Genomic DNA, 13,745 nt, shown 5'->3' with positions numbered 1-13,745 from the left:
ATCGACTTTACAGGATACGGATGTGAAAACTGTAGAAAAATGGAGGAATTTGTATGGAGCGAACCGGACATCCTGCCGATCCTTCAGAATGATGTAGTATTGGCTTCTCTATATGTAGACGACAAAGAAGAGCTTCCTGAGGATCAAAAAACCAAAATTGACCTTGGGGACGGACAAATCAAAAAGGTAAAAACCATCGGGGACAGATGGAGTTTATTCCAGCAGGTGAACTTTAACAATAATTCTCAACCTCATTATGTTTTAATAACTCCTGATGGAAAAGTAATTAACACACCTGTTTCAGGATATATGCCTAAAGAGGAGTTCAAAAAATTCCTTGAATGCGGGGTAAATTTCTATAAAAAGAATAAATAAATTATTGACATAACATTCAAAAACTCACACTGTATCGTGTGAGTTTTTTGTTTTAATGAATTAAATAAACAATAAAACACCAAACGTAGTGTAAAATTAATTACATTTGAATAACCATCACTTATTCAAATACATATGAGATATTTAACCTCTACTTTTTTATTTTTTACTTTTTCAATAGTCACAGCACAGACTGCTCCTTCCATAGAATGGCAAAAAGCATTGGGAGGCACCCATGGTGAATCTGCCAACGCCGTTCAGCAAACCTCCGACGGAGGATACATTGTAGCCGGACATTCTATGTCCAATGATGGCGATGTCAGTGGAAATCATGGAGGAGGAGATTACTGGATCGTAAAATTGAATTCTTCGGGAAGTATACAGTGGCAAAAATCGTTAGGAGGAAGCAATGTTGATGATGCACAATCTATCCGTCAGACTACCGATGGAGGGTATATTATTGCCGGATCATCCAATTCCAGTGATGGAGATGTCATCGGAAATCATGGAAATTATGATTACTGGATTGTAAAACTTGATGCCAACGGGAATATGCAATGGCAGAAATCACTCGGGGGAAGCAGTATGGATATGGCCCAATCTATTCAGCAGACTTCTGAAGGAGGATATATTGTAGCCGGCTCTTCAGGTTCCGATGACGGTGATGTGAGCGGAAATCACGGAGGAGGAGATTACTGGATGGTAAAATTAGATAGTAACGGAAATATACAATGGCAGAAATCGCTGGGCGGAAGCAGCAGTGAGCAGGTTAATTCTGTACAGCAGACTTTTGATGGCGGATATATTATTGCAGGAACCACCGTGTCTGCGGATGGTGATATTACTGTAAGCTACGGAAGCAATGATTTTTGGGTAGTAAAACTTGATTCCAGCGGAAATATTCAATGGCAAAAGACATTAGGCAATATTGGCGACAATATAGGGTATTATGCGCAACAGACTTTTGATGGCGGTTATATTGCCGTGGGCACTTCTTTTAATCCTTCAAATCTTGAAAGCGGACTTCCCGATTATTGGGTTATCAAACTAAGCAATAACGGAACTATCGTGTGGGATAAGTATTTTGGAGGAAGTTTTCATGACAATGCAATAACTATTCGCCAGACTCCCGAATGGGATTATATTGTTGCAGGCTGGACAGCTTCCAACAACGGACAGGTAACCAATCATCACGGTAATCTGGATTACTGGATCATAAAACTGTACAGCAGCGGAAATCTGAAGTGGGAGAAAACACTGGGAGGACCTGATGTAGAGTACTTAACTGCGGTTGAACTGACCGCTGATAACGGGTATATTGTTTCAGGAAGTACAGGATCTACCAGTGGAGACGTTACCGGACATCATGGCCTGATCGATGCATGGGTAGTAAAATTAAGTCCGGAACAGCTGGGCATTTCAGAAAATCAGCAGATGCATAAACCCAACCTCTACCCTAATCCGGCAAAAGACTTTTTCTACTTAGATCATCTGACCAAGGAAAGTACTATTACCATTACCGATATGTCCGGAAGAAAACTTTTCTCCCAAAAATACAACGAGGAAAAAATTAAAATCAGCACATCTCCATTTACTGAAGGACTTTATATGGTACAGGTGAAAAACAGAGAAGAAATTATGCTTTCAAAGAAATTAACAATCATCAGATAAATTCCTTCAGTGACCAAAACACCATAAACATCCACATTTTTCATTAGAATTATCAAAAGAAACAGAAATACTTAAAATCCGCCCAAAAACAATCAATAAATTCATGAATCTATAAATTTTTTAATAATCGAGGCATATGTTTTGTATGAATTCTTCAAAAAAAACACCGTTTAACATTTAAAATTTTTAATCATGGCAGAAGTTATTGCACAAGAAAAACAAGGCAGCAAGCAAAAGAAAAAAATGATCAGAGTAGACATGACTCCTATGGTAGATCTGGGATTCTTACTGATCACATTCTTTATGTTCACCACCAATTTTACAAAACCTAATGTAATGGATTTGGGGCTACCTGCAAAAGACCACAATCCTAATCCAATCCCAACTGATTATGTAATCGGAGATCAAAACCAGATTACCTTTATCCTTGGAAAAGACAACCGCGTATTTTATCATCAAAGCAATGCTACAGATTTGAATTCCGCCAATCTTAAGGAAACCGATTTCAGTGGAATAAAAATTTCCAAGATCATTGCTGAAGCCTATAAGAAAGCTCCGGCTCCTGAGAAATTCACAGTCATTGTAAAACCCACGGATGAAGCCAATTACAAAAATTTTGTAGATATGCTGGACAACCTTGCCATTTCTAAAAAAGAAAGATATGGGGTAACAGATATCAAACCCTGGGAAACAAAGGTTTACAAGGAATTAACTCAATAAAAGACAAGGGCATTTTTTAAATGCTCTTTTTTTGATTAATTTTGAAAGGAGAAACGAATCTGCAGATAACCTGCTGTATTATTTTTAACCTTCTAAATTTTGGAATCATGCTGAACTTTGAAAGAACAGGAAACGGAAAAGAAACTTTGGTACTTCTTCACGGATTTATGGAAAACATATCCATCTGGAGCGATATGGAGCGTCATCTTTCCAAAGATTTTTCACTGCTTAAAATCGACCTTCCCGGCCACGGTCAGTCTGAAATTTTAGCAGAAGTTCACACCATGGAACTAATGGCTGAAGAAGTAAAAAAAGTTTTAGATGACCAGCATTTAGAAAAAGTACATCTTCTGGGACATTCTATGGGAGGCTATACCTCTCTCGCATTTGCGGAGAAATATCCTGACTCTTTAAAAAGCTTAACATTATTTTTCTCTACTTATTTTCCGGATGACGAAGAGAAGAAACAGCAGCGTATCAAAAGCTATAGAATCATAAAGGATGCATTTGCCCACTATGCAAGAGCCGGAGTTCCTAATTTATTCAATCCGAATGAAAGAGATATCCTGGAAGGAAAAATAGAAATAGCTCTCGAAACCGCCCTTTCCACCAACAATTCAGGGGCACTTGCCTGTGTGAAAGGTATGGTAGAAAGAACCGACAAAAAGCATGTCCTGGAAAACCTGGAAGCTAAAATCTTAGTACTGGCAGGCAAACATGATAATGCCGTAAAAACAGATATGATGATCAAGCATCTTCCGGACAGAACAAATATCAAATCTTACATTCTGGACTGCGGCCACAACGGACATTGGGAAAAACCCGGTATCTGTGCAGAAATTATCAACACGGAACTTCTTCACAATCTTCCTAAAAAACTGGTTTTATAAAATAGATTACCGTACAAATTAAGCCGTGCATAACAAAAAATCCTGTATATTAGTAGAGGATAATTTGGGTAATGGCTTTATTTTCATTCAAAAAAAAGAAACCACCGGCACCACCGGTTATCGGACTTACACTTTCAGGCGGAGGAATGCGTGGGATTGCCCATATTGCCGTACTGAAAGCTCTGGAAGAATATCATCTGAAACCACACATTATCTCGGGAACAAGTGCAGGATCCATCATTGGTGCTTTTTATTCTTTTGGAAAAACGCCGGATGAAATGATGGAAATTGTAAGACAGACTTCTTTTTTCTCCAGATCTGCATTAAAATTATCCAAAAACGGAATTTTCAGCTCTAATTTTATTTTAAAACTGTTCAAAGATTATTTCCCGGAAGATGATTTCAGTATTTTAAAAATTCCGATGTATGTAGCAGCTACAGAAATGACTCATGGCATCGTAGATTTCTTTTCTGAAGGAGAGCTTTTTGGACCATTGCTTGCCTCTTCCAGCGTTCCGTTTATTCTTCCTCCGGTAAGAATTGGTGAGAAAATTTATGTGGATGGCGGTGTTCTGGATAATCTTCCCATTGAGCCCATCATGGATAAATGCAATTTTCTGATTGCTTCTCATGTCAATTCCATCAGCTATGATGAATTAAACAAAATGAGCCTGATGAAGGAGTTTGACAGAATTCTCCACTTAGCAATTGCAAAGTCGGTATATTCCAAAGCAAAATACTGCAATATATTTTTAGATCCGCCCAAAATGACGAAATACAGTCTTTTCAACAAAAGATATATGGATGAAATGTTTCAGCAGGTATACGACTACACCTGCCAGGAACTTGAAGAAAAAGGATTTCGTAAAAGTATTTAGAAATTTTAATCAGAAAATTTACAGTTTTTTATTCCTATAAACCTTCCTCTTTCACTTTCTCTTTAAAGTTGACTATAGTTCCTGCCAATGAATCTAAAGATTTCCCTCCGGCTGCATTAATATGCCCGCCGCCGTTGAAATATTTTCTTGAGAATTGGTTTACGTCTACATCATCCTTACTTCTGAAAGAAATTTTAACGAAGTCTTCGTACAGATCTTCCATGAAGAACGCAGACATTTTTACGCCGGCAATACTTAAACCATAGTTTACAAACCCTTCCGTATCTCCTTTCTGGAAACCAAATTCTTTCAGTTCATTTCGGGTAAGGCTTAACACAGCTACTGTTCCGTCATTCACCACTTCTATTCTTCCAAGAACCAAAGCAAGCAAATGCAGTCGGGAAACCGTATTGGTATCCCAGGTATTGGAAGTAATCATGGCTGGATCTGCACCGTGTTCGATAAGATTAGCAATAATCCTGTGTGTGGTAGCGCTGGTAGAACGAAAACGGAATCCCCCCGTATCTGTCATGATACCTGTATAAAGACATTCTGCCATATCCTGGTTCACCAGTTTTTCATCATTCATTGCTTCAATAAAATGATAGATCATCTGTGAAGTGGCAGGAATGACTGTATCAGAATAAACAAAATCAAATTGTTCCGGCTGCTGGTGATGATCAATAAGGATTTTCTTTCCCGGAGCTTTTACCAGCCAGTCTCCCAATAATCCGATTCTTGACGGAGAATTAAAATCCAGGCAGAAAATAACATCTGCTCCCGCAATCATATCCGCAGCCAGTTTTCTTTTATATTCTGCAATAATAACTTTTTTAGATTCCGGCATCCACTTCAGAAACTTCGGAAAATCATTAGGTACGATAACCTCTGCATGAATTCCTTTTGCTTTCAGATAATGTTTTAATCCCAAACTTGAGCCAATAGCATCTCCATCCGGATTATAATGGGTAAGAATCACTATTCTGCTATCCTGGGTAAGTAATGTATTGATATCTAAAAGTTCTGTTGGTGTAAACATCCGGTGTTTATTTTTCGTTAAAATTAAAGTTTTCAAAGATAGAGCTTTTATATAAATCATTTAAATATTATTTTTGCACCGGAAAATGGTTTTCCTGTGAGGGTTTATAAATAGCCAATAGAAAAACAAGAAATTTTATTTTAAAAAAAGATAATTAAAGTTTGTAACTTATAAAAATTTATATATCTTTGCAACCTGAAAATTAATAGATTAATTACGATTTAAACATATAGTAATGAGTAAAAGAACATTCCAGCCATCAGAAAGAAAAAGAAGAAACAAACACGGTTTCAGAGAAAGAATGTCTACGCCAAATGGAAGAAGAGTTTTGGCTGCGAGAAGAGCTAAAGGCAGAAAGAGTTTAACTGTAAGTGCTGCACGCGCTAAGAGATAATCTTTTTATTATCATATACAAAACATGCTTGAAAAGTTCTTTTTCAGGCATTTTTTGTTGTTAAAATTTACTAAAATTTAGGCTGAATCAACATCTTTTTCTATTTTTAAAAGTTGAAATATTTTTATAAGAAATAGCCTTTAAAATTAAATTATGCCACATACAAATATCGCCGGAGACAATATTATAAGTTTACAAAACGCCAAGATTGCGCAAAAAAACTTTACTGTACTTTCTGATGTAAATCTTAATATAAAGAAAGGTAGATTCTGCTACCTTATCGGAAAAACAGGTTCCGGAAAAAGTTCCCTTCTGAAAACGCTTTACGGACACATTCCATTGGCATCAGGACATGGAGCTGTTGTAGGATTTGATCTGGCAAAACTAAAGCCGTCTGACATCCCTAATTTAAGAAGAAAACTAGGCATCGTATTCCAGGACTTCCAGTTACTTTCAGACAGAACGGTTGAGAAAAACCTTAAGTTCGTTCTTGAAGCCACAGGATGGAATGACAAAGTAAAAATAGAAGACCGTATTAATGAGGTATTGGGAAGTGTGAACATGAAAAGCAAGAAGCACAAAATGCCTCACGAACTTTCCGGAGGAGAACAGCAGCGTATTGCCATCGCAAGAGCTCTTCTTAACCACCCGGATCTTATCTTAGCGGATGAGCCGACAGGAAACCTTGACCCTGAAACTTCCAATGAAATTATGACATTATTGAAGCAGGTTGCCCTTGAAAATGGCGCTGCAGTAGTAATGGCAACACACGACTACCACATGATTCAAAACTTCCCGGGTGAAGCGATAAGATGTGAGGACGGAAAAGTTTCTGTATTGGATACTTCAGAATTATTTGAATAAGAACTAAAAGAGTTAGAAACTGTTTTCTAAAATCTGCTTTCTAACTTCTCTACTTAAAAACATGAAACTCTTTAGTGAGTTCAAGATATTGGTCCGAGTATTGTCTCGGACTTTTTTCTATGATAAAATCAGATTCGCTGATTTCTTTTTCTTGTGATGAAAACTCCAGAATCAATCTTTTTGCCTTCGCATTTTCAATTCCTCTGATATTCACTTTTCTGTTCAGATGCAGATTATTTTCTTTACCAACTGAAATAAAAACTTCCCCTGCTTCCACAGGTATGATTACAGAAAACATCCCTTTTTCTGACAATAATTCTGCCGCCTTACTGATCAACTGTCTGAAGTTTAATTCTACGGTCTGACGCGCAATCTTATCTTTTTCAGATCCTGATTCTTCAAAATACGGAGGGTTGGACACAATCAGATCAAATTGTTCTTTTGTTTCAAAAGTTTTAAAATCCTGATGGCCATTTTTCAGCCTTGCATGAAAAGGGGAATTTTCAAAATTGAGCCTGGTAAGCCTTGCTGCATCTTCATTAATATCCAATCCTAAAAAGCTTGCTAGTGGGTTTCTTTGTGCCAGCATAAGAGAAATTAATCCCGTACCAGTACCAACTTCCAAAACACTGGAAACATGTTCTACATCAGCCAAAGCTCCAAGCAGAACACCGTCTGTTCCTACACGGAAGACGTCTTTAGACTGCTGAATTTGAAATTGTTTAAATGTAAAAGGTTTCACTATAAATTGGTAGGCAGCGTAATAATGAATGTAGACCCCTTCCCTACTTCTGATTTCACAGAGATCTCACCTTTATAATCCTCGATCATTTTTCTTACCATGGACAAGCCAAGCCCCATTCCACTGCTTTTAGAAGTAAAATTCGGTTCAAAGATTCTTTCATACATATTTTCAGGAATCCCGACTCCGTTATCCTGAACAGAGATCATGACTCTTCTCTGGTGCTGTTCCACATCTACATTAATGATCAGTTTTCTCTGGTCACTTTCTGCCTGTTTTGCATTGGTAACAAGGTTTGTGATAATTCTGGAAAGATAGATCCTGTCCATATTGATCATAATATTCGTCTTGTTGGCATGCATAAAAATACTGTCATCATTGAATACACGAAGAATATCTTCAACTTCCGTATTCAGATTGATCACTTCATTGTTTTTTTCAGGAAGTTTGGCAAATTCCGAGAATGCTGAAGCTACTGTAGCAATCAGATCAATCTGATCTACAATAGTTTTACTCATCTGCTTTACTCTTTCTCTGATATTCGGATCTTCGGGATCAAATTTTCTTTCAAAATTCTGAATAGTAAGCTTCATAGGAGTCAGCGGATTTTTCACCTCATGAGCTACCTGCTTGGCCATTTCTCGCCACGCTTCTTCAGATGCTTTGAATCTAAGTCTTTCTTTCTGGTCCTGAATCTGCAAAATCATTCTGTTATAAGCCCTGGCCAAGGCATTCAGTTCATCATTCTTATAATATCTGATAGGACGCATTTCGTTTTCAAACAAAGTAATACGGGTAATCATATCAGAGAATTTCGTAATGGTTTTTGCGAGGCTATTCGACGTAACCCAACTGATCCAGATACTGAAAAGAATAAGGAAAATATCTACTAAAAGAATATATTTTACATACTGATGAAGAACCTCAAGATAAGCTGATTCATTATGGTATAAAGGAATATAAACAATTCCGATAGGCTCAAGTTCATTGTTTTTCAACAAAAGATAGGAAGAAGTCAGCTTAGCATCCTTAGCAGCATCATAATTCACCATATCTACTCTTGCGTCAGTAGACAGAATCTTATTGATGATTTCTATAGGGATTGTTTTCTGCTCAACTAAACCTTCATCTTTGTTGGAAAGCAAATAGTTTCCTTTCAGATCATAAATAAAAATGTCATGCTGGTTGATATCCGCTATTTCAAAGATTTTATTTCCTAAAACCTCGGGAAGATCTTTTGTTTCTATAAGGGTCTGGCTTACGGCATAGTCCAGATATCGCATAACAGCATTGGTTTTATCCTGCATATCGATATTACTCTGCTGTAAAGAATGATTTCTCAATACAAAGTAAGGAACAAGAGATGTAGCAACGACACTTAAAAAACATACCAGCAAGAAACCGAAAAACACCCGGTTTCTTAAGCTATATCCTTTATACTTATTTATTGACATTCTACTTTTTAATTAACCTAGCAATATACTTACCAATGATATCAAATTCCAGGTTTACTTTATCACCAATTTTCAAATGTTTCATATTCGTAAATTCCCAGGTATAAGGAATAATAGCTACGGAAAACTGATTATCTTCACTTTTAGCAACCGTAAGACTGATTCCGTTTACTGTAATGGATCCCTGAGGTACCGTTACAAAAGTTCCGTCATTTTCATACTTCATAGTAATAAAATAACTTCCGTCTTTATTTTCGATACTCACCACTTCTCCGGTTTTATCAACGTGTCCCTGAACAATATGACCATCCAGTCTTCCATCCATCTTCATACAACGCTCAAGGTTCACAACGGTTCCCAGTTCCCATTTTCCAAGGTTGGTTTTTTCCAGCGTTTCGTTGATTGCTGTCACCACATAATGATTGTCTTTTATCTCAACAACTGTAAGACAACAGCCGTTGTGGGCAAGGCTCTGATCAATTTTCAGTTCGTTTGTAAAAGGGCAGGTCAGGGTAAAATCTATATTGCTTCCTTTTTCTTCAATCTTCTCAATAACACCAACTGCTTCAATAATTCCTGTGAACATATTATTTTTTGCTAAATTTGTAAATTATAATCTTCAAAGATAATCAAAATGAGCCCAAAAAACCATAAAGTACGAGTAGGAATTTCAATCGGTGATTTCAACGGCATAGGCCCGGAGATCATTATGAAGTCTCTGAAAGACAAAACTATTACAGATTTTTTCACTCCTGTAATTTTTGGTTCGGGGAAATTATTCACTTATCAGAAAAATATTTTTAAGCTGAATCTTAATTTCAACTACGTTAACGAACCTTCACAGGCACAGGCAGGGAAACTTAATATGGTTAACCTTACCAAAGAAAACGTGAATGTAGAATTGGGAGTTCCTACTGAAGAATCTACAAAAATGGCCATTGATTCTTTAGAAGCAGCTACTGAAGCTTTGATAAAAGGAGATATTGACGTATTGGTAACTGCTCCGATCAACAAGGATGAAATGGTAAAAATGGGATTCAAACATGCCGGACACACAGGGTATTTTGAAGAGAAGTTTAACAAAAAAGGATTAATGTTCCTTGTTACTGAAGATCTTAAAGTAGCTGTTTCCACGCATCACATTCCTATTGCACAGGTAGCTGAAAATATTTCCAAGGAAAAAATAAAAAAACAGATCAGAGCCTTAAACCAAACCTTAATAGAAGATTTCTGTATTCAAAAGCCAAAAATTGCTGTATTGGGGCTAAATCCTCACGCAGGAGATGGAGGTGTTATCGGAAACGAAGAAATTGAAATCATCAGCCCGGCTATTAAAGAACTTTCTGACAACGGAATACTGGCATTCGGGCCTTTCCCTGCAGACAGCTTTTTCCAGCCGAGTAAATACAAAAATTTCGATGCTGTGTTAGCAATGTATCACGATCAGGGGCTGGCTCCTTTCAAAACATTAGCGTATGAAGAAGGAGTAAATTATACCGCGGGACTTCCTTTTATCAGAACATCTCCTGATCATGGAGTTGCCTACGATATTGCAGGAAAAAATGTGGCGGATGAGCAGAGTTTCACGGAAGCCATCTTCACAGCAATCAAGGTTTTCAAGAACAGAAGTGAATACAGTGAACTGATGAATGACCGCCTTCAGCCTAGAAAAATGGCTGTAGACAACGGAATAGATGAAGATCTACCGGAGGAAACTGAAGCATAAATCTTTAAAACAAATTTTAAATTAATTTGTTTCAGATTTTATTTGTTATTATAAAAAAAATGCATATTTTTGCACACTCATTTTATGGACAAGTTAAGAAACTATGACGTAAGCTTTTCCGGACTTAAAAACGGAAAACACGGGTTCAAGTTTGAGATAGATAAAACGTTCTTTCAATTATTTGACACTGAGCAGGAATTTACAAATCCTAGAATAGAAGTGAATGTATCACTTGATAAGCACACTACTTTTTTAGAATTTGAGATTAAAATTAATGGATGGGTTGAGTTGGTTTGTGATATCACAAATGAAGACTTCGACTATCCTATTGAGAATGAAATCAAAATTCTGGTGAATTTCGGGGAAGAATATGATGACAGCAATGAAGATGTCATTACCATTCCTACCGGAGAGCATGCTTTCAATGTAGCACATTTGATTTATGAAAATGTAATGCTTTCTATCCCGATGAAAAAAATCTCACCGAATGTAAGTGATGAAGATCTTAAAATTCTTGACCAGTTCAGTCCTAAAGATATTGAGGTAACTGAAGAAGAAGAAGAACATGAAAGTGACCCTAGATGGGATGCTTTAAGAAAACTAAAAGACAATAATTAAATAGAATAATTTAAATATGATGAGATGATGAATCTCATCGCTCATCAATTAAAAAAGTTATTAGAAAATGGCACATCCAAAGAGAAGACAGTCGTCTACAAGAAGAGATAAGAGAAGAACTCACTACAAAGCTGTAGTTCCTCAATTAGCTAAAGATGCAACAACAGGAGAGCTTCACCTATACCACAGAGCTCACTGGCATGAAGGAAAATTATACTACAGAGGTAAAGTAGTATTGGAAAAAGAAGTAGCTACTACTGAAGAAAACTAAGAGTCGCTTTTCGCTGAAAAAGCCTCATTTTAATACAAAAACCGCCCAATTTTGATAAAATTTGGCGGTTTTTTGTTGTTTTTTACGTTTTTTTGGTATCTTTGGCATCAAATCAAATATCAAATTTATGGACATTAAAGACATACAAAATCTTATCAAGTTTGTATCTAAGGCTGAAGTTTCAGAAGTGAAGTACAAAACTAAAGATTTCGAAATCACTATTAAAACTCCATTAGCTGGAAGCGATGCTGTTTATGCACAACCGGCGGTATATCACACTGCTCCACAAGCGGTAGCTGCTCCGGCACCTGTTGCAACTCCTGCTGCTCCTGCTGCTGAGAAAGCTGAAGCTGCATCTGATGACAGCAAATATGTAACAATCAAATCTCCGATGATTGGTACTTTCTATAGAAAACCATCTCCTGATAAAGATGTATTTGTAAATGTAGGTGACGAAGTTTCTGTTGGTAAAGTAGTTTGCGTTATTGAAGCAATGAAGCTATTCAACCAGATTGAATCTGAAATCAGCGGAAAAATTGTTAAAATTTTAGTTGACGACGCTACTCCTGTAGAATACGACCAACCTTTATTCTTAGTAGATCCATCTTAATTAAGATATTGATTAATGATGATTGATAATTGATGATAAAGTCAATTTCAAATTTCAAATTTTCAAATTTCAAATAGTATTAAGATGTTCAAAAAAATATTAATAGCCAATCGTGGCGAAATTGCAATGCGTATTTTACGTACTTGTAAAGAAATGGGGATCAAGACCGTTGCGGTATACTCTACTGCTGATAAAGATAGTCTTCACGTAAGATTTGCTGATGAAGCGGTATGTATTGGCCCTGCAATGAGTAAAGATTCCTATCTTAAAATTCCTAACATTATTGCGGCGGCGGAAATTACCAATGCAGATGCCATTCACCCAGGTTACGGATTCTTATCTGAAAATGCTAACTTTTCAAGAATCTGCCAGAAAAACAGTATCAAATTTATTGGTGCTTCTCCTGAACAGATTGAAAAAATGGGAGATAAAGCAAACGCTAAGGCTACCATGAAAGCTGCAGGTGTACCATGCGTACCAGGTTCTGACGGATTGATCGAATCTTACGAGCACGCAGTAAAAGTTGCTGAAGAAACTGGATATCCGGTAATGATCAAAGCTACTGCCGGTGGTGGAGGTAAAGGAATGAGAGCGGTATGGAAAGCTGAAGACCTTAAAGACCACTGGGAATCTGCTATTCAGGAAGCTGTAGCTGCCTTTGGAAACGGAGGTATGTATATGGAAAAACTGATTGAAGAGCCTAGACATATTGAGATTCAGGTTGCCGGTGACCAATTCGGTAAAGCTTGCCACCTTTCTGAAAGAGACTGTTCTGTACAGAGAAGAAATCAGAAATTAACTGAAGAAACACCTTCTCCTTTTATGACAGATGAACTTCGTGAGAAAATGGGTGATGCTGCTGTAAAAGCTGCTGAATTCATTGGATACGAAGGGGTAGGAACCATCGAATTCCTTGTAGACAAGCATAGAAATTTCTATTTCATGGAAATGAATACAAGAATCCAGGTAGAGCACCCTATTACTGAACAGGTAATTGATTATGACCTGATCAGAGAACAAATTCTTCTTGCGGCAGGAACTCCTATTTCAGGAGTTAACTATTACCCTAAATTGCACTCCATTGAGTGTAGAATCAACGCAGAAGATCCTTACGCAGACTTCAGACCGTCTCCGGGAAAAATCACAGGATTAAATATCCCTGGCGGACACGGAATCAGAGTAGACACTCACGTATATTCCGGATATACAATCCCTTCTAACTACGACTCTATGATCGCTAAGCTTATCACTACGGCTCAAACCCGTGAGGAAGCGATTGCGAAAATGAGACGTGCGCTTGAGGAATTCTATATTGAAGGAGTAAAAACAACTATTCCTTTCCACAGACAACTGATGGATAATGAAGATTATCTTGCAGGAAACTACACGACAAAATTCATGGAGGATTTTGTAATGGACAGAAAATATGATAATCACTAAGATTATTTTAAAATACAAAGTGAAACTGCCTCTTTTTTGAGGCAGTTTTTATT

At 37.1% G+C, this 13,745-nt stretch carries 16 protein-coding genes; 12 read left to right on the top strand and 4 right to left on the bottom strand.

Annotated elements, in window-relative coordinates:
* The 5 genes from FB551_RS23055 to FB551_RS23035 all read left to right on the top strand — a co-directional run.
* Positions 1-375: thioredoxin family protein (locus FB551_RS23055; protein ID WP_185150230.1), on the top strand; the 375-nt coding region annotated here is incomplete at its 5' end.
* Positions 376-510: 135 nt separating this feature from the next.
* Entirely contained in the window at positions 511-2,046 is a 1,536-nt protein-coding gene (locus FB551_RS23050) for a T9SS type A sorting domain-containing protein (RefSeq protein ID WP_142019055.1), read from the top strand.
* A gap of 192 nt (positions 2,047-2,238) precedes the next feature.
* Entirely contained in the window at positions 2,239-2,766 is a 528-nt protein-coding gene (locus FB551_RS23045; RefSeq protein ID WP_142019054.1) for a biopolymer transporter ExbD, read from the top strand.
* A gap of 107 nt (positions 2,767-2,873) precedes the next feature.
* A complete protein-coding gene (locus tag FB551_RS23040; RefSeq protein WP_142019053.1) occupies positions 2,874-3,656 on the top strand; it encodes an alpha/beta fold hydrolase in 783 nt (260 codons plus the stop codon).
* Positions 3,657-3,727: 71 nt separating this feature from the next.
* Complete coding sequence (locus FB551_RS23035) at positions 3,728-4,534, top strand: patatin-like phospholipase family protein (protein ID WP_047435605.1); 807 nt, start codon at positions 3,728-3,730, stop codon at positions 4,532-4,534.
* A 34-nt stretch (positions 4,535-4,568) separates the two neighbouring features.
* Here FB551_RS23035 and FB551_RS23030 read toward each other — a convergent pair whose 3' ends face one another.
* Complete coding sequence (locus tag FB551_RS23030) at positions 4,569-5,573, bottom strand: DHH family phosphoesterase (protein ID WP_047435607.1); 1,005 nt, start codon at positions 5,571-5,573, stop codon at positions 4,569-4,571.
* A gap of 235 nt (positions 5,574-5,808) precedes the next feature.
* Here FB551_RS23030 and rpmH point away from each other — a divergent pair, with 235 nt between their 5' ends.
* Both rpmH and FB551_RS23020 read left to right on the top strand, forming a co-directional pair.
* Entirely contained in the window at positions 5,809-5,967 is a 159-nt protein-coding gene (rpmH, locus tag FB551_RS23025) for a 50S ribosomal protein L34 (protein ID WP_039365072.1), read from the top strand.
* Positions 5,968-6,120: 153 nt separating this feature from the next.
* Positions 6,121-6,831 carry a cell division ATP-binding protein FtsE gene (locus FB551_RS23020; protein ID WP_034692990.1) on the top strand — a complete coding sequence of 237 codons (711 nt, stop codon included), beginning with the start codon at positions 6,121-6,123 and terminating at the stop codon, positions 6,829-6,831.
* 49 nt (positions 6,832-6,880) lie between these two features.
* Here the strand turns inward: FB551_RS23020 and FB551_RS23015 are convergent, their stop codons facing one another.
* The 3 genes from FB551_RS23015 to FB551_RS23005 are packed head-to-tail and all read right to left on the bottom strand — an operon-like array spanning position 6,881 to position 9,613.
* Positions 6,881-7,573 (bottom strand): tRNA1(Val) (adenine(37)-N6)-methyltransferase, encoded by a 693-nt coding sequence (locus FB551_RS23015; protein ID WP_142019052.1) that lies wholly within the window; start codon positions 7,571-7,573, stop codon positions 6,881-6,883.
* On the bottom strand, positions 7,573-9,027 hold the full coding sequence (locus tag FB551_RS23010; protein WP_047435610.1) for a sensor histidine kinase: 1,455 nt from the start codon (positions 9,025-9,027) through the stop codon (positions 7,573-7,575). The genes FB551_RS23015 and FB551_RS23010 overlap by 1 nt, the downstream gene beginning before the upstream one ends.
* A 1-nt stretch (position 9,028) precedes the next feature.
* Positions 9,029-9,613, bottom strand: a complete 585-nt coding sequence (locus FB551_RS23005) for a riboflavin synthase (protein WP_047435612.1) — start codon at positions 9,611-9,613, stop codon at positions 9,029-9,031.
* Positions 9,614-9,661: 48 nt separating this feature from the next.
* Here FB551_RS23005 and pdxA point away from each other — a divergent pair, with 48 nt between their 5' ends.
* From pdxA to accC, 5 genes are all read left to right on the top strand, one after another.
* Positions 9,662-10,753 (top strand): 4-hydroxythreonine-4-phosphate dehydrogenase PdxA, encoded by a 1,092-nt coding sequence (pdxA, locus tag FB551_RS23000; protein WP_047435614.1) that lies wholly within the window; start codon positions 9,662-9,664, stop codon positions 10,751-10,753.
* A gap of 84 nt (positions 10,754-10,837) precedes the next feature.
* Complete coding sequence (locus tag FB551_RS22995) at positions 10,838-11,371, top strand: YceD family protein (RefSeq protein ID WP_142019051.1); 534 nt, start codon at positions 10,838-10,840, stop codon at positions 11,369-11,371.
* Between the two features lie 67 nt (positions 11,372-11,438).
* Positions 11,439-11,642: a 50S ribosomal protein L32 gene (gene rpmF / locus FB551_RS22990; RefSeq protein ID WP_007843326.1), complete on the top strand. Its 204-nt coding sequence runs from the start codon at positions 11,439-11,441 to the stop codon at positions 11,640-11,642.
* A 127-nt stretch (positions 11,643-11,769) separates the two neighbouring features.
* Entirely contained in the window at positions 11,770-12,252 is a 483-nt protein-coding gene (gene accB / locus FB551_RS22985; protein ID WP_047385964.1) for an acetyl-CoA carboxylase biotin carboxyl carrier protein, read from the top strand.
* A gap of 84 nt (positions 12,253-12,336) precedes the next feature.
* Positions 12,337-13,692, top strand: coding sequence for an acetyl-CoA carboxylase biotin carboxylase subunit (gene accC, locus FB551_RS22980; protein ID WP_142019050.1), 1,356 nt, complete (start codon positions 12,337-12,339; stop codon positions 13,690-13,692).
* The last annotated feature ends 53 nt before the right edge of the window (positions 13,693-13,745 follow it).

This window comes from Chryseobacterium aquifrigidense (assembly GCF_006716485.1).
GTDB classification, from domain to species: domain Bacteria; phylum Bacteroidota; class Bacteroidia; order Flavobacteriales; family Weeksellaceae; genus Chryseobacterium; species Chryseobacterium vietnamense.
The sequence above is the reverse complement of the archived record's forward strand: the minus strand, read 5'-3'. Positions and strand labels throughout refer to the sequence as shown.

Excerpts from the sequence above, each read along its gene's own strand:
- FB551_RS23050 (WP_142019055.1), top strand. The coding sequence starts at position 511 with ATGAGATATTTAACCTCTACTTTTTTATTTTTTACTTTTTCAATAGTC.
- FB551_RS23045 (WP_142019054.1), top strand. The coding sequence starts at position 2,239 with ATGGCAGAAGTTATTGCACAAGAAAAACAAGGCAGCAAGCAAAAGAAA.
- FB551_RS23040 (WP_142019053.1), top strand. The coding sequence starts at position 2,874 with ATGCTGAACTTTGAAAGAACAGGAAACGGAAAAGAAACTTTGGTACTT.
- FB551_RS23035 (WP_047435605.1), top strand. The coding sequence starts at position 3,728 with ATGGCTTTATTTTCATTCAAAAAAAAGAAACCACCGGCACCACCGGTT.
- FB551_RS23030 (WP_047435607.1), bottom strand. The coding sequence starts at position 5,573 with ATGTTTACACCAACAGAACTTTTAGATATCAATACATTACTTACCCAG.
- rpmH (WP_039365072.1), top strand. The coding sequence starts at position 5,809 with ATGAGTAAAAGAACATTCCAGCCATCAGAAAGAAAAAGAAGAAACAAA.
- FB551_RS23020 (WP_034692990.1), top strand. The coding sequence starts at position 6,121 with ATGCCACATACAAATATCGCCGGAGACAATATTATAAGTTTACAAAAC.
- FB551_RS23010 (WP_047435610.1), bottom strand. The coding sequence starts at position 9,027 with ATGTCAATAAATAAGTATAAAGGATATAGCTTAAGAAACCGGGTGTTT.
- FB551_RS23005 (WP_047435612.1), bottom strand. The coding sequence starts at position 9,613 with ATGTTCACAGGAATTATTGAAGCAGTTGGTGTTATTGAGAAGATTGAA.
- pdxA (WP_047435614.1), top strand. The coding sequence starts at position 9,662 with ATGAGCCCAAAAAACCATAAAGTACGAGTAGGAATTTCAATCGGTGAT.
- FB551_RS22995 (WP_142019051.1), top strand. The coding sequence starts at position 10,838 with ATGGACAAGTTAAGAAACTATGACGTAAGCTTTTCCGGACTTAAAAAC.
- rpmF (WP_007843326.1), top strand. The coding sequence starts at position 11,439 with ATGGCACATCCAAAGAGAAGACAGTCGTCTACAAGAAGAGATAAGAGA.
- accB (WP_047385964.1), top strand. The coding sequence starts at position 11,770 with ATGGACATTAAAGACATACAAAATCTTATCAAGTTTGTATCTAAGGCT.
- accC (WP_142019050.1), top strand. The coding sequence starts at position 12,337 with ATGTTCAAAAAAATATTAATAGCCAATCGTGGCGAAATTGCAATGCGT.